The 21,315-nt window shown below is 44.6% G+C and carries 17 protein-coding genes, 2 pseudogenes and 1 riboswitch; of the genes and pseudogenes, 14 read left to right on the top strand and 5 right to left on the bottom strand.

What is annotated here, in order from left to right; all coding sequences use genetic code 11:
- Positions 1-132: 132 nt before the first annotated feature.
- From FJQ87_RS13455 to FJQ87_RS13440, 4 genes and pseudogenes are all read left to right on the top strand, one after another.
- Positions 133-1,374, top strand: coding sequence for a DEAD/DEAH box helicase (locus FJQ87_RS13455; protein WP_140933075.1), 1,242 nt, complete (start codon positions 133-135; stop codon positions 1,372-1,374).
- Positions 1,375-1,431: 57 nt separating this feature from the next.
- On the top strand, positions 1,432-1,899 hold the full coding sequence (locus FJQ87_RS13450) for a dual specificity protein phosphatase family protein (protein WP_140933074.1): 468 nt from the start codon (positions 1,432-1,434) through the stop codon (positions 1,897-1,899).
- A 419-nt stretch (positions 1,900-2,318) separates the two neighbouring features.
- Positions 2,319-3,539, top strand: a complete 1,221-nt coding sequence (sstT, locus tag FJQ87_RS13445; protein WP_140933073.1) for a serine/threonine transporter SstT — start codon at positions 2,319-2,321, stop codon at positions 3,537-3,539.
- 443 nt (positions 3,540-3,982) lie between these two features.
- Positions 3,983-4,065, top strand: a riboswitch (cyclic di-GMP riboswitch).
- Positions 4,066-4,179: 114 nt separating this feature from the next.
- A pseudogene (locus FJQ87_RS13440) lies at positions 4,180-4,893 on the top strand (chitinase N-terminal domain-containing protein); the annotation flags it as partial.
- A 2-nt stretch (positions 4,894-4,895) separates the two neighbouring features.
- Here FJQ87_RS13440 and FJQ87_RS13435 read toward each other — a convergent pair.
- A protein-coding gene (locus FJQ87_RS13435; protein WP_140933072.1) for an IS3 family transposase occupies positions 4,896-6,451 on the bottom strand; the annotation gives its coding sequence in 2 pieces (ribosomal slippage) (positions 4,896-5,989 and positions 5,989-6,451; 1,557 coding nt in all).
- A gap of 74 nt (positions 6,452-6,525) precedes the next feature.
- Between FJQ87_RS13435 and FJQ87_RS13430 the strand changes: the two are divergent.
- Both FJQ87_RS13430 and FJQ87_RS13425 read left to right on the top strand, forming a co-directional pair.
- Positions 6,526-8,388, top strand: a pseudogene (locus tag FJQ87_RS13430) (glycosyl hydrolase family 18 protein); the annotation flags it as partial.
- Positions 8,389-8,732: 344 nt separating this feature from the next.
- The gene (locus FJQ87_RS13425; protein ID WP_240778725.1) at positions 8,733-9,170 is read left to right on the top strand and encodes a TonB-dependent receptor plug domain-containing protein; all 438 of its coding nucleotides are present in this window, start codon (positions 8,733-8,735) and stop codon (positions 9,168-9,170) included.
- On the opposite strand, the gene FJQ87_RS13420 is transcribed toward FJQ87_RS13425, so the two are convergent.
- A complete protein-coding gene (locus tag FJQ87_RS13420; RefSeq protein WP_140930426.1) occupies positions 9,113-10,540 on the bottom strand; it encodes an IS4 family transposase in 1,428 nt (475 codons plus the stop codon). The two genes, FJQ87_RS13425 and FJQ87_RS13420, sit on opposite strands and share 58 nt — an antisense overlap.
- A 75-nt stretch (positions 10,541-10,615) precedes the next feature.
- On the opposite strand from FJQ87_RS13420, the gene FJQ87_RS13415 reads away from it, so the two are divergent.
- On the top strand, positions 10,616-12,310 hold the full coding sequence (locus tag FJQ87_RS13415) for a TonB-dependent copper receptor (protein WP_276613143.1): 1,695 nt from the start codon (positions 10,616-10,618) through the stop codon (positions 12,308-12,310).
- A 196-nt stretch (positions 12,311-12,506) separates the two neighbouring features.
- Complete coding sequence (locus FJQ87_RS13410) at positions 12,507-12,917, top strand: hypothetical protein (protein WP_140933069.1); 411 nt, start codon at positions 12,507-12,509, stop codon at positions 12,915-12,917.
- Positions 12,918-13,009: 92 nt separating this feature from the next.
- Here the strand turns inward: FJQ87_RS13410 and FJQ87_RS13405 are convergent, their stop codons facing one another.
- The 3 genes from FJQ87_RS13405 to FJQ87_RS13395 all read right to left on the bottom strand — a co-directional run bounded on the left by FJQ87_RS13405 (position 13,010) and on the right by FJQ87_RS13395 (position 14,936).
- Entirely contained in the window at positions 13,010-13,663 is a 654-nt protein-coding gene (locus FJQ87_RS13405) for an RluA family pseudouridine synthase (protein ID WP_140933068.1), read from the bottom strand.
- Positions 13,664-13,837: 174 nt separating this feature from the next.
- Positions 13,838-14,335 carry a protein disulfide oxidoreductase gene (locus tag FJQ87_RS13400; RefSeq protein ID WP_240778723.1) on the bottom strand — a complete coding sequence of 166 codons (498 nt, stop codon included), beginning with the start codon at positions 14,333-14,335 and terminating at the stop codon, positions 13,838-13,840.
- Positions 14,328-14,936 carry an ACP phosphodiesterase gene (locus FJQ87_RS13395; protein WP_140933067.1) on the bottom strand — a complete coding sequence of 203 codons (609 nt, stop codon included), beginning with the start codon at positions 14,934-14,936 and terminating at the stop codon, positions 14,328-14,330. The genes FJQ87_RS13400 and FJQ87_RS13395 overlap by 8 nt, the downstream gene beginning before the upstream one ends.
- A gap of 378 nt (positions 14,937-15,314) precedes the next feature.
- On the opposite strand from FJQ87_RS13395, the gene queA reads away from it, so the two are divergent.
- From queA to FJQ87_RS13360, 6 genes are all read left to right on the top strand, one after another.
- On the top strand, positions 15,315-16,352 hold the full coding sequence (gene queA, locus FJQ87_RS13385; RefSeq protein WP_140933065.1) for a tRNA preQ1(34) S-adenosylmethionine ribosyltransferase-isomerase QueA: 1,038 nt from the start codon (positions 15,315-15,317) through the stop codon (positions 16,350-16,352).
- A 151-nt stretch (positions 16,353-16,503) separates the two neighbouring features.
- On the top strand, positions 16,504-17,628 hold the full coding sequence (gene tgt, locus FJQ87_RS13380; RefSeq protein WP_140933064.1) for a tRNA guanosine(34) transglycosylase Tgt: 1,125 nt from the start codon (positions 16,504-16,506) through the stop codon (positions 17,626-17,628).
- Positions 17,629-17,658: 30 nt separating this feature from the next.
- Positions 17,659-17,991: a preprotein translocase subunit YajC gene (yajC, locus tag FJQ87_RS13375; RefSeq protein ID WP_140933063.1), complete on the top strand. Its 333-nt coding sequence runs from the start codon at positions 17,659-17,661 to the stop codon at positions 17,989-17,991.
- A 17-nt stretch (positions 17,992-18,008) separates the two neighbouring features.
- Complete coding sequence (secD, locus tag FJQ87_RS13370; RefSeq protein ID WP_140933062.1) at positions 18,009-19,859, top strand: protein translocase subunit SecD; 1,851 nt, start codon at positions 18,009-18,011, stop codon at positions 19,857-19,859.
- Between the two features lie 14 nt (positions 19,860-19,873).
- Positions 19,874-20,821: a protein translocase subunit SecF gene (gene secF, locus FJQ87_RS13365; RefSeq protein WP_140933061.1), complete on the top strand. Its 948-nt coding sequence runs from the start codon at positions 19,874-19,876 to the stop codon at positions 20,819-20,821.
- A 172-nt stretch (positions 20,822-20,993) separates the two neighbouring features.
- Positions 20,994-21,308 carry a DUF2007 domain-containing protein gene (locus FJQ87_RS13360; protein ID WP_140933060.1) on the top strand — a complete coding sequence of 105 codons (315 nt, stop codon included), beginning with the start codon at positions 20,994-20,996 and terminating at the stop codon, positions 21,306-21,308.
- The last annotated feature ends 7 nt before the right edge of the window (positions 21,309-21,315 follow it).

The raw sequence follows: 21,315 nt of genomic DNA, 5'->3' as shown, positions 1-21,315 counted from the left end.
CTTTAGCTGCGAGTAGTTCACGGTGCTATGCCAGACAAGCTTGGCTGAATTTAGTGCTAGCCATGCACATGACTGGCCGCTATCGCCCATCCAAGGTATGATAGCGGGTCTTTTATTGTTGTGGATTTTCCCTTGAGCGGTTTTACATCATTAGGCATAGCGCCTGAGTTTGCTAAGCATTTAGCCCCAGAATTTATTGAACCTACCCCCATCCAAACCAGCGTTATTCCGCTAATTTTGTCTGGCCAAGATGTGATTGCCCAAGCGGCGACGGGGAGCGGTAAAACCGCAGCGTTTGTGCTGCCATTATTGCAACAATTACAACAGCATAGCGCAGGCGTAAAAGGCAATCATATCCGCGCCTTGATTTTAGCGCCAACCCGCGAGCTCGCGCGCCAATTAAGTACTCAATGTATTCAGTTTGCCAATAAGCAGCAATCAGCCATGCGCGTGCGTTTGGCCCATGGCGGCGTATCGATAAACCCGCAGATGATAAGTTTACGCAATGGCGCCGATATTCTAGTGGCTACGCCTGGTCGCTTATTGGAATTAATCGAATGCAACGCGGTAAAACTCGGCCAAGTTAAGCATTTAGTGTTAGATGAAGCCGACCGTTTATTAAATTTAGGCTTTAGTGATGAGCTTAATCAGTTGTTAGCAAGCTTACCTAAACAGCGTCAAACACAGCTGTTTTCGGCGACGTTTGATGATGACATTAAGCACCTGGCAGATGCTTGGTTAAACCAGCCTAAGCATATCCAGATTGAATCTGTGTTATCTCAGCCCAAGATTGAGCAGCGGGTGTATGAAGTTAACCGTGAGCAAAAGTCAGCGTTACTGACGCATTTACTCAAGAGCTTAGAATTATCGTCAGTACTAGTGTTTGTGAATGCCAAATTAAGTTGTGACCGCCTTGCGCAAAAGCTGCAAAAAGCTGGCATCGACAGCTTAGTGTTCCACGGCGATAAATCACAAGGCAAACGCCATCAAGCGTTAGATGATTTTATGGCGGGCAAAATCCCTGTACTGATTGCCACCGATATTGCAGCGCGCGGTTTAGATATTCAGCATTTACCGGCCGTGATTAACTTTGAATTGCCACGAAGCCCAGCCGATTATATCCACCGTATTGGCCGTACTGGCCGAGCAGGGGAGGCGGGGCTTGCCATTAGCTTGATTTGTCATGATGAATATCAGCATTTTGGTGTGATAGAAAAGAAGCATAAGTTGGCCGTTGAGCGTTTGCAGTTAAAGGGGTTTACCCCTAAGAGTCTTGAGCTGTATAACCAGCAAGCAGCAGAGCTTCCTACTGAAAAAGTGGCTCCAAGCTCGCAAAAGCGCAAAAAGAAACCAAAAATGCGCTCTGGATCCTAACCGATTTTTCAAAGCGCTGGCATAGTAGCGTTTTTCCTTCACTGAACAGAGTGGTTTATGCTGCATATGTTTTGGTTAGTGGAAGGTCAGATTGCCGGACGCAGTGGCCCAACCCTTAACCCATGGAATATCGGTGAACTGAAAGACGCCGGAATTGGTGCAATTATTTCAGTTATTGATGGTGATGCCGCTGACGCTGAGCGTATTCGCGCCGCAGGCATTCGCTATGAGTGCATTGCGTTACCGGATGCTATTACCCCGAGCGCGCAAGATTTAGAAGATGTTGTGGCACACCTGCCAGCAGTTATCGCCTTTATCAAGCAAGCTTGCGACGATGGTCTAGTGGTATTAATCCACTGCGGCTCAGGTCAAGACTGTACTTGCTTAGTGATGGCGCAATACTTGATTGAGCAAGGCGCAGCGCCTGTGCACGCTATTAGCCAAGTACGCAATGTCAATGCCAATGCATTTAGCCGCGATGGTTGGGATCAATTTGCCTTTGATGTGGTTTATCAATTGCAGTAAATCGCAATTATGTAAAACGCAGTGATGTAAATCTAAACTAGCTTTACTGTGAGTATTCCTTAAAGGGCACCTTAATCGGGTGCCCTTTATATTTTCTTGTGAGCGTCGTTTTGACAATTTTGTAACACTTGGTCTCAAGTATTAGCCTAAGCGCACTGTGGTTTTATGTGGTTAATGGTCTGCTACATTAACCAATCTTTAACTAGGTACCAGCGATCCGCGATAAATATCACAGAAATCAGGCGCTAGCGGCTAATTTTCAGCAATATGGTGAGTTAATTGGGATCTAGGCTAGACAAGGGCTAAGACATTAGTTACAAAACTAGACTCGCCATAAACAAAGTGCAGCGTTTTGCTGCTTAAGCCAGTTTATCATCGCGACATTAATAACATAACGATAACAAGATTGGGCCTAAGTCATGAATAAGAATGATTCATTTTTTTACCGCATTGCCAATGGCAATTTGGTATTGCAAATTTTAGTGGGGATAATCGCCGGCGTTGCGCTAGCCACATGGTCACCAGAAGGTGCGGCACACGCCTCTATTTTAGGTGACTTGTTTGTGGGCGCGTTAAAAGCCATAGCTCCTTTGCTGGTGTTTATTTTGGTGGCGGCATCGATTGCTAACCACAAGCAAAATAGTAAAACCGCCATGCGCCCAATTGTGATCTTGTATTTATTTGGTACCTTCACCGCCGCCTTAACTGCCGTGGCAATGAGCTTTTTATTCCCAACAGATTTAGTACTGATTAACGCGGCAACCGGCACTACGCCGCCACAAGGCATAAGTGAGGTGCTGCACACCTTGCTGTTCAAGTTGGTCGATAACCCAGTCAATGCACTGTTAACTGGTAACTATATTGGTATTCTTACTTGGGGTGTGGGTCTAGGTTTTGCCTTAGCGCAAGCGTCACAGTCGACTAAACAAGTGTTTGCCGATATGAGCCACAGTATTTCGCAGATGGTGCGTTTTATTATCCGTTTAGCGCCACTTGGTATTTTTGGTTTAGTGTCTGCCACCTTCGCGCAAACAGGTTTTTCAGCGTTAGCGGGTTATGCCCATTTGTTGGCTGTGTTACTTGGCGTGATGGCTATTATGGCATTAGTAGTTAACCCATTAATCGTATTTGCTAAAATTCGCCGTAACCCTTATCCACTGGTGTTTCAGTGCTTACGTGAAAGTGGTATCACCGCCTTCTTTACCCGCTCAAGTGCGGCCAACATTCCAGTGAACATGGCACTTTGCTCCAAGCTTAAGCTGCATGAAGATACTTACTCAGTCTCTATTCCATTAGGTGCCACCATTAACATGGGCGGCGCGGCGATTACTATTACTGTGCTGACCTTAGCGGCAGTGCACACCTTAGGTATTCAAGTTGATATCTTTACTGCGCTGTTATTAAGTGTGGTCGCGGCAGTATCGGCGTGCGGCGCATCAGGTGTGGCGGGTGGCTCGCTGCTACTTATCCCATTAGCTTGTAGCTTATTTGGTATTAGTAATGATGTAGCCATGCAAGTAGTTGCTGTAGGCTTTATCATAGGTGTTATTCAAGATGCGGCAGAAACCGCCTTGAATAGCTCAACTGACGTGGTATTTACCGCTGCAGCCTGTGAAGCGCTAGAGCGCCAGCAAGGCTAAGTGATGTGATACAGGTTGGTTTGTCATAACGGCTATTTTTATTAAGGGCTAGTCACTAAGTGACTAGCCCTTTTGTTATTTCTTTTAGGCTAATGAGCCTCCATGACTTATCGGAATCACAGTAAACTAATTATGAGATGTTCTTCATAAGCCGTTACACCAATCTCGCCTAATTACAATAAAAGTTCCTCAATTCCAAAAGTGATTCAATGAAAATACCAGTACTTTATTATGACGCATTTTCTCTAAATAAATTGTAACAGATTCATTGGCAGGCAATGTGATAAAAAGCCTAATTTTTAGTAACGTAGGGCTGGGAAATCGAGAGTCATTTATTATTGTGGTGTAGGTCACGATTTATTGTTTTCCCAAAAAAATCAAGCTCTCATATTACTGTTACAGTATGTTACTATAGCTACAAATCTTACGTTAATGTCTGATTTTATAGAAAAAGGCAAACCAGTCGAAAGGCTGGGACGCAAAGCTTCCGGTCTAAGGGGAAACCTAAGATAGCGGGGACGCCAAAATCATAGCAATTTAATTTGCTTGCTTACGCACTTTGTTTGCCTTATTTGCATTGTCTAATAAGGAATATTCTTTGAAAACTAAACTATCCACCGCAGCGATTTTTGTTGCTTCTATGCTATCAGCAAATACATTTGCGGCTCTGCCTGGTACGCCAACTTTAGGTTGGGGTGAAACAAAATTTGCAATCATCGATATCGACCAATCAACCAGCGCCTACAACAAACTTGTTACGGTTAAAGATGCTGCTAAAGTTACCGTTAATTGGAACTTATGGAATGGTGAACTCGGTGACACTGCTAAGGTGTACTTAGACGGTGAGGAAGTTTGGAAAGGAATTTCTGTCGCAGCAGGTGAGGCTACATTTGATGTAAAAAAAGGTGGTCGCTATCAAATGCGTGTGGCCTTGTGTAATGATGAAGGTTGCTCTTATAGCCAAACTAAAGAAATTATCGTTGCTGATACTGACGGTAGCCATTTAGCGCCTCTTGAAACTAAGATGCTTGAAAATAACCGCCCATACGTTAATAAAACTGACAAGGTTGTTGGGTCGTATTTTGTTGAGTGGGGGGTGTACGGTCGCCAATTCCCAGTTGATAAGATGCCTTCTAAAAACCTAACCCACCTGTTATATGGCTTTACCCCTATGTGTGGTGGTGATGGCATTAATGACAGCCTTAAAAGTATTGAAGGTAGCTTTCAAGCCTTGCAAAAAGCATGTGAAGGTCGCGCTAATTTTGAGCTAGCCATTCATGATCCTTGGGCTGCTATTCAAAAGCCACAAGAGGGAGTCGGTGTTTTTCAAGATAGTTGTCACTCTTTGCTTAAATATTAAGCTGCATTTATTACGCCTTCTATTGGTGCTTTATCTGGGTTTAGGGTCACGGCTCCAACCGCCTCACAATTTCTCACGTCTTTAGACCAGCGAGTCGGTCTTCTTGCCTTTGCCGCTTCAAGCACTTCCTTACGCTTGGCTAAAATCGCGTTATCTAGCTGAGCATGACGTTGTCCTGGTGAGACAAAATTGAGCTGGCTGTGTTTATGCTCATCGTTGTACCACTTCACAAACTTCTCAACCCATTCTCTTGCGCCAGCTAAACTGCTAAAACCCGATTTTGGCCACTGTGGTCGGTATTTTAAGGTTTTAAATAACGACTCTGAAAAGGGGTTGTCGTTACTCACCCGCGGCCGACTTAATGATGCCGTAATACCGAGTTCTTCTAGCTTGGCTTTCATGGCCAGTGACTTCATCGGCGCCCCATTATCAGAGTGCAGCACTAATGGCGTATTAAAACATTGCTCGCGTAACATGCAGCGTTGGATTAGCGCGGCGGCGTACTCACCGCATTCTTGTTCGTGAACTTCGTAACCCACTATTTTTCTACTGTAAATATCTTCAAACATGTACAGATAATAAAACTGGCCTTTGACGGTTGAAGCCAAATAAGTGATGTCCCACGACCACACTTGATTGGGCCCATCAGCCCGATAACTTAACGGTTTACTTCGATTAACAGCAGCCTGAGTGCGACCACGATGGTTAAGTTGACCATGAGCATTTAACACTCTGTAAAAGCTTGATTCTGAGGCGATATAAATTCCGCTATCTAATAATGTCGGCACAATTTGCGACGGTGGTAAGCTGGCATATTCCTCTTGATTACACACACTTAATATCTGTTGTCGCTCATGTGCTTCGAGTTTATTTGTCGGTTCTGGTCGAGCCGCTATTGGTCTTAAATCGGCTTGCACTTGGCCTGCTCGATACCAACGTCGATAAGTGCGTTTACTGAGTCCAGTTTCAGCACAAGCCTTGTAAAGGCGAGCACCATTGGTATACGCCTCTTGAATTAAGGCAATCAATTCTATGCGCTCAGGCAAGGGAGTTAGCTCTCCTCGCTGTCGTCCCCCCAGAGCGCATTGAGCTTTTTTCTGAGCACCAGTAACGCAGCAGCTTCAGCCAGCGCTTTCTCCTTGTAGCGCAATTCTCGTTGCAATGATTTGATTTCGGCTCTGTCAGCCTTGGCCTGCTGTTTAATGGTTTTGGTTTGTACTTCTGAGGTTTGAAAACCAGCTAAACAATCCTGTTTCCACTGCTGTACTTGTTCGCGGAACAAGCCTTTTTCACGGCAATACTGACTTAACTCGGCTTCCGATAGCGGGGCTGTTTCAATGAGTACCGCAAACTTAGCTTCAGCTGACCAGTCATCAGTTGTTAATGTTTTACCTGGCACGGGGCGACCTTCTTTTCTGACAATATCTCGCCAATGATACAAGGTTTGCACCGCAATGCCTTCTTCCCGAGCAACCTCTGCGACCGTTAAATTGTGAGGCGGTAATAATTTTTTAAGGATCGCCTCTTTACGTTCTGGTGAATACCGAGCCATATCGTTCTCTTTTGCCGCACCCTGTCTTTAAAAATAATGATTATTTAAGGGTGACAACAATCCTGACACAGGGGGGAGTTATGAACTATAACGACCCTTATAAAGGTAACTTTGGTCAGTTAATGGCGCTTAAGCAAGCGCAACCAGACTTAGTTATCCTGCCCTCTATCGGTGGATGGACATTATCAGATCCATTCTTCCAATTTGATGACAAAACAAAGCGTGATGTTTTCGTTAATTCTGCTAAAGAGTTTTTGAAAACTTGGAAATTCTTCGATGGTTTAGATATCGACTGGGAATTTCCCGGTGGTGGTGGTGAAAACATACATTTAGGTAAGCCTGAAGATGGTGCAACCTACGTTATTTTGATGAAAGAATTGCGTGCAATGCTTGATCAGTTATCTAAGGAAACTGGTCGTAAGTATCAACTGACTTCTGCTATTAACGTGGGTTACGATAAGCTTGCCGTGGTTGATTATGGCGAAGCTCAACAGTACATGGATTACATCTTTATGATGGGCTATGACTTTAACGGTGCTTGGCAAAATACTAACTTAGGACATCAAACCGCTTTATATGATGGTCACTGGGAAACCACGAAATACACTGCTGATAAAGGCACTCAAATATTACTTAACCAAGGCGTTGACTCTGAAAAGTTAGTGCTAGGTGTTGCCAAATATGGTCGTGGCTGGACTGGAGTACATGACTATAAAGATGGCAACCCTTTTACTGGTACTGCAACAGGTAAGATCAAGGGGACTTGGGAAGATGGTGTATTAGATTATCGTGATATCGTTAATAACCATATGGATTCAGAGTGGGAAAAAGGCTATGACGAAGTAGCAGAAGCACCTTACCTATTTAAAAAATCAACAGGTGACTTGATTACTTATGATAATCCTCAGTCAGTTATTGCTAAAGGTCAATATGTTCTTAAGCACGACTTAGGCGGAATTTTCTCATGGGAAATTGACGGAGACAACGGCGACTTACTTAATGCTATGCATGAAGGCTTAGGCCACGGTGAAGGTATCGCCCCACCGGCAAACAAAGCGCCTATTGCTAATGCCGGTGAAGATCTAACGGTTAAGGGCGAAGTCACTGTTGAAATTGATGGTTCAAAATCTCGTGATCCAGAAGGTGACGAGTTAACCTATCAATGGAAGCAAATTAACGGCATAACTCTTGATGTTAATAACTCTGATTCGGCAGTGTTAATAGTTGAAGTTCCAGAGGTTGAATTTGATACAGTTTACACCTTTAGCCTTACTGTTAAGGACATTGAAGGTTTAACTGCTGTTGATACCATGACTATCACGAACAAGGCGCCAGCCGTTAACCAAGCACCACAGGTTACTATGGTTGAAACCGTTAGCGTTGAAAGTGGTAAGACGGTTACTTTACAAGCTAAAGCTATCGATCCTGATGGTGACAAGTTAACTTATAATTGGACAGTCCCTACTAGTTTTAAAGTGATAGGTCAAGGCACTGACGCCCTTACTATTACTGCGCCAGTTATTGAAAAAGAAAAGTTATTTTCAGTATCAGTTAAAGTTTCTGATGAAACTCTAAGCGCAGAAGCTGCGACAGCGGTGACTGTGACGGTGGTTGATGATGGTGGCACAACTGATCCTGATGCTGGTGATTACCCGCAATGGAACGCATCAACTGTTTATCATGGTGGCGAAACAGTAAGCCATAACGATTTGCTGTGGAAAGCTAAGTATTGGACTCAAGGTAACGCGCCTTCACGCACTACTGAACAGTGGTTATTAGTAAGTAATGTTCAGCTTGATTGGGACGCAGGCGTAGCTTATAACGGCAACGATATTACCACTCATAAAGGCCGTAAGTATCAGGCTAAGTGGTGGACTAAAGGCGAAGAGCCTAGCAAAGCTAGCGTATGGATTGATTTAGGTATTTCTTCTAAGTAGTCTAGATTGATATTTTCCGAAAAAGGCTTGATGAAATTCATCAAGCCTTTTTTACAAACAATTAATTGGTTTAGTCGATTAGGTGCTTTGAGAATTTTTCTTAAAATACCTTACTAAATAATAACTGCGTTGTTGCCTAAATAAATGAACCTTTCGTCTTTGATTTTGACAACAACACCGATGCTACTCTCGATTTACGCCGTTATTATATAAATTCAGAATTAAATATCTTGATATCGTCGAAATATGCTTATTGTCGCACTTAATTATATTCAATTTCTCATTTATTAACACCCTCTATAGAATGCGGGAATATTAATACAACCGCGTCTAGGTAAAGAATTATGAGAAATATTGTCTCTACATTAAGGATAAAAATGAATAAGCAAATGTTGAGCAATATTGTTGCCGGTGTGTTGGCTGGAATATCTACGACCTCGTTTGCTGAAGAGATAGGCTGCAATAAACTTGGTGGCTGTGATGAGCGTATTGTTGTCAAAGGTGAATTAATGCGCCATCCGTTAACCGTGACAACTGATCCTAAAAAACCGCGGTTACCACTGCCTTCTTATGATGGTGCCGGCTTTTTAAAGACTATTCCAGGATTTAATATTAATCGTAAAGGAGGAGGCGGTGGTGATCCTTCATTGCGAGGGCTTGGCGGTTCGCGAATTAATATTGTTGATGACGGTCAACAAACCTATGGCTGTCTCTTGATCAGATCTCATAGCGTTTCTCCGGCTTCAAATAGGGCTTTGGCTAAGCGATACCCCTTTACCTGAGCCTGAAGATCATCCCATCCCTCCCAAATCGTGGACCAGCTGGCCATTCCCGTGCGCTTGCTATCATTAAAGCCTCCTAGTTTGGCCAAGGATTGATAAGCCCACTTCATATTTGGGGCTTCTTTGCCTTTATGTCCCCTTGGCTTGTAGAGCTGCATCAGTACTCGCCATTCATCATTCTCTAAGACATTGCTGCAGCTTTGATTTTCCATGCTTTGCGCTGCTTCGATTTGCCCTCTTTTTCTCAGATAAATTGGCAGGCTCATCACTTCCCGAAGTTGCAGTAGCCGCACACCAATAAAGCAAAGTATCGAGGCCGCTCGCTCAAGGTTGTCTGGCGATGTCATGCGTAACCTTTCAACCCCCGCGCCGGTTTTCCACGCCTTATGAAAGTCCTCAATGCGCCATCTAGTGGTATAAATATCAATCACATGAAGTTGCTGCGCCAACGTGTCAATCGGCTCACTGGTCAGTAGCATCCAAGATAGTCCATCTTCACCTTGGGGAGGATTGAGCTCTTGTGCGTACACCACATTAATCGCATGCTGCTGACGATTATGTTTGATGTTAACCGCACTGGCTTTGAGGGTGAGTTTGGCTGTTCGCGAGGGACGATTCTTGCTTTTCCCACTGGCTTCCTTTATGCCTTTTTGTGGGATGGCGATGGTGTATCCGCCGGTAACGGGATGACTATCCATGTGCTCAAACAGCTTAGCCTCGTATTCTACTAGGTTTCTTGCATGTTTTGCCCGCACCACAAACCGTTCACTATGTGATTGTTTATCCGATAAATAATGCATGATATCCGCTTCTCTATCACACACTGAGATCACTCGCGACATGTGAGCCTGCAAGCGTTGCCGCGTAAAATAGGATGCATCGGCCCATTTACCGCTCTCTTTTTCATCGGCCTCGTTGGGATTATCAGGTCGACACCACCAATCTTGGTGGATCAAGCCCAAGGTCCGAGAAGTATGGCTATCCAGTAGCAAGACAGAATGAACCCACCAACCACGAGACTTATCGGTAGGTTTGCCTAATTTCCCTAATTCAGACGCCACACTGTGCTTATAACTCAGGGCTGTCGTGTCTTCGAGAGCAAGTATTTCATTTATATTTTCAATCGCTTGGGCGGTGCGAGCAAAACCGGCGGCTCTGATCATAGATGGGCTAACATTATCATTGCGGATCAATCGATAGGCTCCTTCGAGTTTGGCATCTTCACCATTACAAGATCTGGCAACCGATTTACCGCTGCCAACCGCCATGTGTTCAGCGACGACGGTTAACCTTGCCGCTCGTCGTTTATCACCTAGCTCAGCATGATGAAAGTGATCATATGCCCATTTGTTCGGGTTAAAAATTGACATTAAAAATGATGAAGTGAGTGAATTTGCATGATCTGATCATCGCCAGTCAAGAAAGTTCCATTTTTTGCTAATAATTTGTGTAGAAGAGACAGAACCTATGGTGCTTGTGGCGGACGGATGGATCCCCCTACCGCTTATATTTATCCCGAATCTTATGACAGTATTGAAGTGATTAAAGGGCCGCAATCTGTTCGTCATGGCCCGGTAGGTTCCGCAGGAACCGTATTATTCAATAAAGATAGGCGTACGTATGTCGAAGCTGTTCCTACAGGGCGAGCCAGTGTGACAGCGGGGAGTTTTGAGCGGCTTGATTATATAGTTGACCTGCGCGCGGGTGATGAAAGCTATTATATGGATTTAGATGCCAATCAATCGTCTAGCTCTCATTATAAAGATGGTAACGGTAACCCTGTGCAATCAAGTTATGACCGACGTAATATGGATTTGGCCTTAGGTTGGACGCCGACAGATGACACTGTGATTGAAGTAAGCTACGGCAAGTCAGACGGTGATGCTGAGTATGCAGATCGTGCCTATAAAGCCCGCGAAATTGAAAATGAAAATTACACCTTGTTGGTGGAGCATGAGTTTAACGGTGATTACCTGCAGTCGATAGAGTTTCAAGCTTATAGTAATGACAATGATCATGTGATGGATGATTTTGATAAAAATTTACCCAATAACTCAGGGGCTCACGTTAACCGTTCGACTTATGGTGGCCATTTGTGGGGCGAGTTTGCTATCGGCGATGTCACTCTGACAACTGGGATGGATATGCAGGATTCAACTCATCAAATCTTTAAAGTTGCGCCTAACTTGGATAGTAGTCTTGACGACTTAATGGCGGGCAAGTTAAGTGATGATTTGAGTTATCAGCAGTTTGGATCATTTGCTGAACTTGAATACCTCTTGGATGAGGGAAGGTTAGTGTCCGGGGTGCGTTATGACCGCTGGCAGACAGACTTATTTTTGCCGCAACAGCAGAAGCGAAAAGATGACCTTTACAGCGGTTTTATCAGGATAGAGTATGCTTTTGATTATCATCAATATTATATGGGCGTAGGCCATGCTGAACGTATGCCTGATTATTGGGAATTAACCAAAGCTAAACTGAGTCAACCAACAGCAAAGACTTTTGATATTTCGCCAGAAAATACCACTCAGTTAGATTTTGGATGGATCTATGATAACGATGTAGTAACTCTATCGAGTGCCTTTTATTACGGTGAAATCAAAGACTATATTTTGATTCAGGCATTTAAGACTCCTAGTGGCGATAAGAGCCAAACCGCACGCAACATTGATGCAATGATTTGGGGCGGAGAATTAGGCTTAGCCTGGCAACTAACAGAGAATTTAGATTCCCAAATTAGTCTTGTTTATGCTCATGGTAAAAATGACACCGATAACATGGCGCTGGCTCAAGTCTCGCCTTTAGAGGGGCGTCTGACGATGGATTACAATGTAGGAAATTGGCACTTCGGCTTGTTGTGGCGATTGGTGGATAATCAGAAACGTGTTGCTCTTGGTCAGGGAAATATTTCAGGGATAGATTTGGCTGAAAGTGCTGGGTTTGGTACTCTGGCATTGAATGCCGCTTGGCACAGTGGTGAGCATGTTCGTTTTAGCTTTGGAGTTGAAAACTTGTTTGATCGTGAATATGCGGAGCATATCAGTAAATCTGGTGCGATTAATGATGTAGGTTTACCGATGGCAAGAGTTAATGAGCCTGGCCGTAATGCGTGGCTAAAAATGGAATATTTATTTTGACATCCTCTACCTCCTTGAGGAGGGGAGAAGTCAGCCGCGGTTATTTTTCTGGATAATGACAATACTTCACCGCTAGATGGGAGAAACTGCACAAATCGATGGCAAACTAGTCAAAGCATGATGTCCATCAAGTTTTTTATGGTTAAAATCGATACACTTCGCGAATTACCCGTTCAGTATTAGGAATCGCGAGTTTATGTCATCTATGCTAAAAACATCACCTTGGCAGTGGTTAACCTCTATGGGGGCCAAATGGCAATTAGATGATAGCCCTGCCATCCAAAAACGAGCCGCGATGAAAATACAGGGGCAATGGATGGAACAAAGACAACTGGTTGGTCAATGGTTTGACCCGCGTCCTGATGCTGGCGATAAAATCAGCCTGTATCGTAATGATGAAGAGTGGTTTCTTGAAACTTGGTCTGATGATGGCTGTCATAGTCTAGACAAGATGAAAGCCACTAAAATCAATTTCGATATGCGCCTAGAAGATGTGGAAGCGAATTTTTTCGGTGAGTATTTCTTACTGACTGATTATGGCGACTTAAAGCTGTGTGATGCGCAGGGCTGCTTGGTATTAGTGCCAATGAGTAAAAAACGCGCCTAAAGTCATCAAGCACTTATTATAAAAGCACTCATTATAAAAAAGGCTAATCAACACTGCTGATTAGCCTTTTTTAATGGGCGCAAGCCTGAGATTTAAAACGGTTGCGGGCTGGAAAACATCAGCCACTCTTTAGTGCGAGGATGAGTAAATCCTAACTTCCACGCGTGTAAGCGTAATCTTGGACTAGCGTTTTGGCAGTCACTGTCACCATAAAACACATCCCCTAAAATAGGATGTCCAAGCGCTTGCATATGTAGGCGTAATTGATGAGTTCTGCCGGTATGCGGCATTAATTGCACTAAGCTTGAATGCGCTCGATACTCCAATACTTGCCAGTCGGTGATGGCGGCCTTGCCATCGGTGGCTATCAGTTGCCACGGGGGATTATCTTTATCGGCGCGCATGGCTAAATCAATACAACCCTTCGCATCTTTGAGTTTTCCCATCACTTCAGCGACATATATCTTTTGCGTTTTGCGGTCTTGAAATTGCGTTTTAATATGCGACTCAGTGGCTTTATTGCGGGCAAACACCATTAAACCTGAGGTGTCGCAATCGAGGCGATGCAATAAAATCGCTTCAGGATATAGGCGTTGCAGGCGAGTAATAGCGCAATCATAAGTGTGAGCCGCGCGTCCTGGGTTGGATAAGAGTCCAGAGGGTTTATTGATAACAATAATATCGTCATCGATATAGCGTAAATCTAGCCAAGGAAGTGCAGGCGGGCAGTATTCAAAAATTTGCATGGGTATAAAGGCTGATCGTAATTATGCTAACGGCATAATAGCATTGTCCCAAGGCTAAAGCATCTTAGCCTTGGGGGGGTATGACTATGACAACTTGGCTAATAAGCCACTAAAGCACTCAAGAAGACACTAAGTTAATGCTAGCAAGCTAAATCCAACCCTTTACTTAAGGACTTATAACCACTGGCTAAGCCACATTCGCACTTTTAGTCCCCAGCCACTGGTAACGCCTGACGTCACCCACTGCACTTCACCTTGTTTCACGATATAAATCGCCGGTAATGCATGGGCGCCCCAGCGCTTAGATAGCTCACCATCATCATTAATCACAGCGAATTGATAGTCATGGCTTAACATGAATTGATTGATGTCATCGTTAGAGCCAGAGCTTACAGCCACACTCACGACGGCATTATCTTTGCTTAAGTCATTGACCGCTGGAGATGTCATACGACACGCAGGGCACCAAGTTCCCCAAAAATAGATTAAGGTCGGTTCAGGGTCGCTCTGCAAGATAAATGGCGCATGTAAGCTAGTTTGCCCCGATAACTCAGGCGCTGCGCCTGAAATCATATGGCGTTGCATATAAGTGCTGATTAAAAACATAGCGATAGCTAACAGACCTAACTCAATGACACGGCGCCGCCACGGGTTAACATTTTTCTTAATCAAGGCGGGTATCCAAGTATTCGGTAGGTGTCTTACGACTTAAAATTTTACTGTAGGCCATTAATTGCGGATACAAGGTTCGGAAGGCAATTTCTAACGGGACATCCATTTTTTCCACTAAGGCTTCTGCGCCCACAAACAGTTGTGGCTGTGAAAATCGGCGGGCAACGCCAGCAATAGCGGCATTTAACCCTTCTCTATGCTGATAAGCGCCCAGCCAATCTTGGCTTTGCATTGGCACTAAAATGTCCTGCATGGCCGGTGGCAGTTCTGGGGTGTTTGCTAATTCTTGATAGGCATAGTCACAAAACTGTTTAAGCGGCAGTGCATGATACTCATCCCAGTAGTAAGCCAAAAAGTAATCAAAACTTAAATCGATTAAAATCGGCGCAATACGACGATGACTTTTGGGAAACTGCGCCAGTAATTCATGAATGATTTCATGTTCATCGGTAATGGTATCTAGTTGGCGATGCAACCAAATGCCTTGTTGCAGATGTTGAGGGTGGTCGGCTATGTTGCCTTTAGCAAAGTCGCCCGCTAAATTGGCTGCCAATGACGTTTTACTGAAATCAGCCAGATGGAGATGAGCAAGGAAATTCATAATGGATTCTTAATCTACGGCTTTATTTCACGTTATCATGATATTCGCTGTCGAGAAACACTCAATACGTCAACTTGTGTCATATAAGGTCATTAATTTTATGATAAGTCTGCGGTTATTGGTTTGGCGTGAACGATTGACTCCAAGCCACAGCACAGTGGCGCCGCTTCTGCTCTTGTTAGGTAAGCTGGTTAGTCGCTGCTATGTGGTGATTATTTGCGCGCTAACCTCAAGTTTATCTGCCCATCATTGCCACAAATTTACCTTATCGGGCGTGACTCACACCACTAATCTTGATCTTACGGCCGTCAATCCCTAGACTAGCCGCGAAATACCGCCTTCACCTAGGCATTATCTTGGTAGCAAATAGAGGCTTGAATGCGCGTCGCAGATTTTACTTTCGATTTACCCGATGAACTCATCGCTCGTTATCCTATGGCTGAGCGCACCGCCTCTCGCTTGTTAACCTTAGACGGTAACACTGGCGCGCTGGCTGATAAGCAGTTTACTGATCTGCTCAATTATATTGAGCCAGGCGACTTAATGGTGTTTAACAATACGCGAGTGATCCCTGCGCGTTTGTTCGGCCAAAAAGCGAGTGGTGGTAAATTAGAAATTTTAGTTGAGCGCATGTTGGACGATAAGCGGGTATTAGCCCACGTCCGCAGCTCAAAATCGCCAAAGCCAGGTAGCGAGATCATTCTCGATGGCGGCGAAAAAATGATGATGGTAGCTCGCCACGACACCTTATTTGAGTTGGCACTTGAGTCTGATAGCACCATTTTAGAAGTGCTTGAAGCCGTAGGGCATATGCCTTTGCCGCCTTATATCGACCGTCCTGATGATGATGCCGATAAAGAACGTTATCAAACCGTGTACAACCAAAATCCAGGTGCAGTCGCAGCACCTACCGCGGGTTTGCACTTTGATGAAGCTATGCTGGCCACTCTCAAAGCCAAAGGCGTGGATATGGCCTTTGTGACCTTGCATGTGGGCGCGGGTACTTTCCAGCCAGTGCGCGTGGAAACGATTCTTGAGCATAAAATGCATTCAGAATGGGCCAACGTACCTGCCGATGTGGTTGAGAAAGTGAAAGCGACCAAAGCCGCGGGTAAACGCGTTATTGCCGTTGGTACTACCTCAGTACGTTCACTGGAAAGTGCGGCCAAAGCGAGCCCTGGTGAGTTAGCGCCTTTTAGTGGTGATACAGATATCTTTATTTACCCGGGTTATCAGTTCCAAGTGGTTGATGCCATGGTTACCAATTTCCACTTACCAGAATCGACCTTGATCATGCTGGTCAGTGCATTTGCAGGATTTGATGAGGTGATTAATGCCTATCAACATGCAGTTGCTGAAAAATACCGCTTTTTCAGCTATGGCGATGCCATGTTTGTGACTAAAAAAACCCTTTAATGGTTTAGAATGCGATAAAATACCCGCGCTCAATGAGCGTGGGTATTTTTGTATAATGCCCTTGAATTTATAAAATTTGTTCTTATATCACTAGCTTATAGGAATTTATTTCCAACTCCAGTGTCAGACTGTTTCTCTGACGAGGTAATTTATGAAGTTTGAATTAGATACTACTGATGGTCGTGCGCGTCGCGGTCGTTTGATTTTTGATCGTGGCACAGTAGAAACCCCAGCTTTTATGCCGGTAGGTACCTACGGCACAGTTAAAGGTATGACTCCTGAAGAAGTGCGTGCCACTGGCGCTGACATTTTATTAGGTAACACCTTTCACTTGTGGCTGCGCCCTGGTGAAGAAGTCATGCGTAAACATGGCGACTTGCATGATTTTATGAACTGGCAGCGTCCAATTCTGACCGATTCCGGCGGATTCCAAGTATTCAGCCTGGGTGATATTCGTAAGATCACCGAAGCCGGCGTGCATTTCCGTTCACCTATCAATGGCGAAAAGATTTTCTTAGACCCAGAAAAGTCCATGCAAATTCAGAACTCATTAGGTTCTGATGTGGTCATGATTTTTGATGAGTGTACTCCATACCCAGCCACAGAAGATGAAGCGCGTAAATCCATGCAGATGTCATTGCGTTGGGCCAAGCGTTCAAAAGATGAGTTTGCGCGTTTAGAAAACCCAAATTCTCTGTTTGGTATCATCCAAGGTGGCGTGTATGAAGATTTACGCGACGAGAGCTTAAATGGCTTGGTTGACATTGGCTTTGATGGTTATGCCATTGGTGGTTTAGCCGTAGGCGAGCCAAAAGCTGATATGCACCGCATTCTTGAGCACGTGTGCCCACAAATACCTGCTGACAAGCCACGCTATTTAATGGGCGTTGGTAAGCCAGAAGATTTAGTGGAAGGTGTACGCCGCGGTGTGGACATGTTTGACTGCGTTATGCCAACTCGTAATGCCCGTAACGGTCACTTATTTACCAGTGAAGGCGTGATTAAAATCCGCAATGCGCGTCATCGTGACGACACTGCACCGCTGGATCCACTGTGTGATTGTTACACCTGTAAAAACTATTCACGAGCGTATCTATATCACTTAGATCGCTGTAACGAAATTTTAGGTGCTCGCCTAAATACCATTCATAACCTTCGTTATTATCAGAAATTGATGGAAGGTTTGCGTGGGGCAATTGAGACAGGTACATTAGAGGCCTTTGTGACTGAGTTCTATACCAGTCAAGGTCGTGAAGTACCTAAGTTAGTTGATTAACATTAACGATAATTAGAGAAGAGAAAGATTATGTTTATTGCAGATGCACATGCAGCAGCCCCTGGCGCTGCCCAAACTGGCGGTACTATGGAATTGGTTTTCATGCTGGTAATTTTCGGCTTGATTTTCTATTTCATGATTTATCGTCCACAAGCTAAGCGTGTTAAAGAGCATAAGAACCTGATGTCTTCTTTAGGCAAAGGTGATGAAATTCTGACTAGCGGCGGTATTGTTGGCAAGATTGCTAAAATTACCGATGACAGTGACATGGTACTGCTGAGCTTGAATGACAGCACTCAAATTACTATCAAGAAAGATTATATTGCTGCTGTACTGCCTAAAGGCTCTATTCAGTCGTTATAAGCCAAGAGGGCGATTGTGTGTTGAACAAATACCCAATGTGGAAAAACGTGATGATCTTCTTGATCATCGCGGTTGGATTTTTTTATGCGCTGCCGAATTTATTTGGCGAAGATCACGCAGTTCAGGTGGTAGGAACGCGCGGTGTTGCCGCAACACCAGCGTTACAAACTGAAGTAGACAACTTACTAACCAAAGAAGGCATCGCGGTTAAGCGTTCTGAGTTAGCCGACGGTCAACTCTTAGTACGAGTGGCCAATGCGGATCAACAGTTGGCTGCAAAAGAGGCCATTGCCAAACAATTGGGGGACAAATACACAGTCGCCTTAAACCTTGCTCCAGCGACGCCAGAGTGGCTTGTGGCTGTGGGTGGTTCACCCATGAAATTAGGTCTCGACTTACGTGGTGGTGTGCACTTCTTAATGGAAGTGGACATGAATGAAGCCATTCGTAAGATGGATGAAGCTAAGGTTGCCGATTTCCGTTCACAACTGCGCGAAGAGCGTATTCGTTACGCGGGCATTTTCCGTACCGGCAAAGGTATTGAAATTAAGTTCCGTGATGAAGACAACTTAGTTAAAGCTGAACAATTCTTAAAGTCTCGTAGTAATGAAATGGTGTTCACCGACACTTCTGCTAATGGCGAGTTCAGCCTGTTAGCGACTATGAGTGAAGCTTATTTAAAGCAGATTAAAGAAGAAGCTTTACTGCAAAACATCACTACCATACGTAACCGTGTTAACGAGTTAGGGGTAGCTGAGCCTGTGGTTCAACGTCAAGGCGCTGAGCGCATTATTGTTGAATTGCCAGGTGTACAAGATACCGCCCGCGCCAAAGAAATTTTAGGGGCAACGGCATCGATTGAATTCCACATGGTGGATGATAAAGCTGATCCTAGTGCTGTGGCCGCTGGCCGCGTACCACCAGGCAGTGAAATTTATCAGCGCCGTGAAGGTGGTCCAGTCGTACTGAAAAAAGAAGTGATGCTGACCGGTGACCATATCACTGGCGCCCAGCCAACGTTTGATGAATATAGCCGTCCACAAGTGGCGATTAATTTAGATGCGAAGGGCGGCACCATTTTCTCTAACGTCACCAAAGATAATATCGGTAAGCCAATGGCTACCTTGTTTATCGAGTACAAAGATACCGGTGAGCGTAATCCTGACGGCAGCGTCAAGATGAAGAAAATTGAAGAAGTGATTTCGGTAGCAACCATTCAAGCCCGTTTAGGACGCAATTTCGTCATCACAGGTCTTGATCACGCCGAATCACAAAACCTAGCGTTATTACTGCGTGCAGGTGCCTTGATTGCTCCGGTTTCTATTGTTGAAGAACGTACCATTGGCCCAAGCTTAGGCGCGCAGAACATAGAATCAGGCATACAAGCCATGGTGTGGGGTATGGCTATCGTGTTGATTTTCATGATGGTTTACTACCGTGCTTTCGGCCTTATCGCCAACTTAGCCTTATGCGCTAACTTGATTATGATTGTCGGCGTTATGTCTATGATCCCAGGCGCAGTATTAACCTTACCTGGTATTGCCGGTATGGTACTGACGGTAGGTATGGCGGTTGATGGTAACGTTCTGATTTACGAGCGTATTCGTGAAGAACTTCGTGCTGGCCGCAGTGTACAGCAAGCGATTCATGAAGGTTATGCTAACGCATTCTCAACCATTACTGACGCTAACTTAACCACCTTTATCACAGCCTTAATCTTATTTGCTGTGGGTACTGGTGCCATTAAAGGTTTTGCCGTCACCCTGATGATAGGTATTGCCACCTCCATGTTTACTGCAATCGTCGGTACTCGTTCTATTGTGAACGCAGTCTGGGGTGGTAAACGTGTGAAGAAATTATCGATTTAAGGGAGACGACTAACATGATGCAAATTAGCGCATTTAAAAATACTATCGACTTCCTCAAACATGCCAAAATGATCAGCATAATGTCGGCAATTTTGGTAGTAGCTTCATTTGTGTCTTTAGGTACTAAAGGCATCAACTGGGGATTGGATTTTACCGGTGGTACTGTGGTGGAGTTAGAGTTCTCTAAATCTGCCAATCTTAACGATTTACGCGCGCAGCTCACCGATGACAAAGTCAGTGGTGCTATTGTTCAGAACTTCGGTTCAACACAAGATATCTTAGTGCGCTTGCAAGTGCGTCCAGGGATTGAAAGTGATGCTCAAGTGACTGAAGTCATGCGCGCAGCCCAAGTACTTGATAGCCAAGTCATTCAAAAGCGAGTGGAGTTTGTCGGTCCACAAGTAGGTAAAGAATTGGCAGAGCAGGGCGGTTTAGCGGTTATCGCGGCCCTCTTGTGTATTCTGGTATATGTATCATTCCGCTTTGAATGGCGCTTAGCCGCTGGCGCGGTAGCGTCACTGGCACACGACGTGATTTTAACCTTAGGGGTGTTCTCACTGCTGCAACTAGAGTTTGACCTGACTGTATTGGCAGGCTTACTGACGGTTGTGGGTTATTCACTTAACGATACTATCGTAGTGTATGACCGTATCCGTGAGAACTTCATTAAAATCCGTAAGTTACTGCCATATGATGTGATTAATATTTCAATCACTCAAACTATGAGTCGTACCATTATTACTACTGGTACTACCTTGATCACTGTGGTGGCCTTGTTCTTAAAAGGCGGCACTATGATCCATGGCTTTGCGACTGCACTGTTAATGGGTATTTTGTTCGGTACTTATTCATCTATCTATGTGGCGAGTTACTTAGCCATGCGTCTTGGCGTTAGTCGTGAGCATATGCTCCCAATTGAAGTCGAGAAAGAAGGTGCTGATCAACCACCTATGATGCCTTAAGTGCTGATTTGATTAAAAGCCGACTGACTAAGTCGGCTTTTTTTTGCCTAAGTTTCGTACTTGACAGCGCCTGCTTTCACGCTCAACATGCTGGCAGAAGTTGAGGTTTAGTTAACGGATTAATGGCAACAATCATGCGCTTCGAAGTCAACATAAGTAGTAGGGAAGGCGAATGCAAACAAGTAAACGTTTAGTTGCTGGTGGTAATTTACTCCAGGCTCACACTTGGAAGGGATTACTCGAGTCAGCCGGGATTGTGGTAGAATTGCGCGGCGAAGCCTTAATGGGCGGCGTTGGTGAACTACCCGTTGACTTACAAACCGTCGAATTATGGGTTGCACATGAGCAATTTGAATTGGCGGAATCACAGTTAGCCAATCTTGATGCTGACCGCCCACAATGGCAGTGTGTAAAATGTCATGAGTTGAACCATGCCAGTTTTGAATTATGTTGGCAATGCAGTGCTGAGCGCAGTGAAGCGCACTAAGGATGTG

This window comes from Shewanella sp. SNU WT4 (assembly GCF_006494715.1).
Lineage (GTDB): Bacteria > Pseudomonadota > Gammaproteobacteria > Enterobacterales > Shewanellaceae > Shewanella.
The sequence above is the reverse complement of the archived record's forward strand: the minus strand, read 5'-3'. Positions and strand labels throughout refer to the sequence as shown.

Excerpts from the sequence above, each read along its gene's own strand:
- FJQ87_RS13360 (WP_140933060.1), top strand. The coding sequence starts at position 20,994 with ATGCAAACAAGTAAACGTTTAGTTGCTGGTGGTAATTTACTCCAGGCT.
- tgt (WP_140933064.1), top strand. The coding sequence starts at position 16,504 with ATGAAGTTTGAATTAGATACTACTGATGGTCGTGCGCGTCGCGGTCGT.
- yajC (WP_140933063.1), top strand. The coding sequence starts at position 17,659 with ATGTTTATTGCAGATGCACATGCAGCAGCCCCTGGCGCTGCCCAAACT.
- FJQ87_RS13410 (WP_140933069.1), top strand. The coding sequence starts at position 12,507 with ATGTCATCTATGCTAAAAACATCACCTTGGCAGTGGTTAACCTCTATG.
- FJQ87_RS13425 (WP_240778725.1), top strand. The coding sequence starts at position 8,733 with ATGAGAAATATTGTCTCTACATTAAGGATAAAAATGAATAAGCAAATG.
- sstT (WP_140933073.1), top strand. The coding sequence starts at position 2,319 with ATGAATAAGAATGATTCATTTTTTTACCGCATTGCCAATGGCAATTTG.
- queA (WP_140933065.1), top strand. The coding sequence starts at position 15,315 with ATGCGCGTCGCAGATTTTACTTTCGATTTACCCGATGAACTCATCGCT.
- FJQ87_RS13405 (WP_140933068.1), bottom strand. The coding sequence starts at position 13,663 with ATGCAAATTTTTGAATACTGCCCGCCTGCACTTCCTTGGCTAGATTTA.
- FJQ87_RS13420 (WP_140930426.1), bottom strand. The coding sequence starts at position 10,540 with ATGTCAATTTTTAACCCGAACAAATGGGCATATGATCACTTTCATCAT.
- FJQ87_RS13450 (WP_140933074.1), top strand. The coding sequence starts at position 1,432 with ATGCTGCATATGTTTTGGTTAGTGGAAGGTCAGATTGCCGGACGCAGT.
- FJQ87_RS13395 (WP_140933067.1), bottom strand. The coding sequence starts at position 14,936 with ATGAATTTCCTTGCTCATCTCCATCTGGCTGATTTCAGTAAAACGTCA.
- secF (WP_140933061.1), top strand. The coding sequence starts at position 19,874 with ATGATGCAAATTAGCGCATTTAAAAATACTATCGACTTCCTCAAACAT.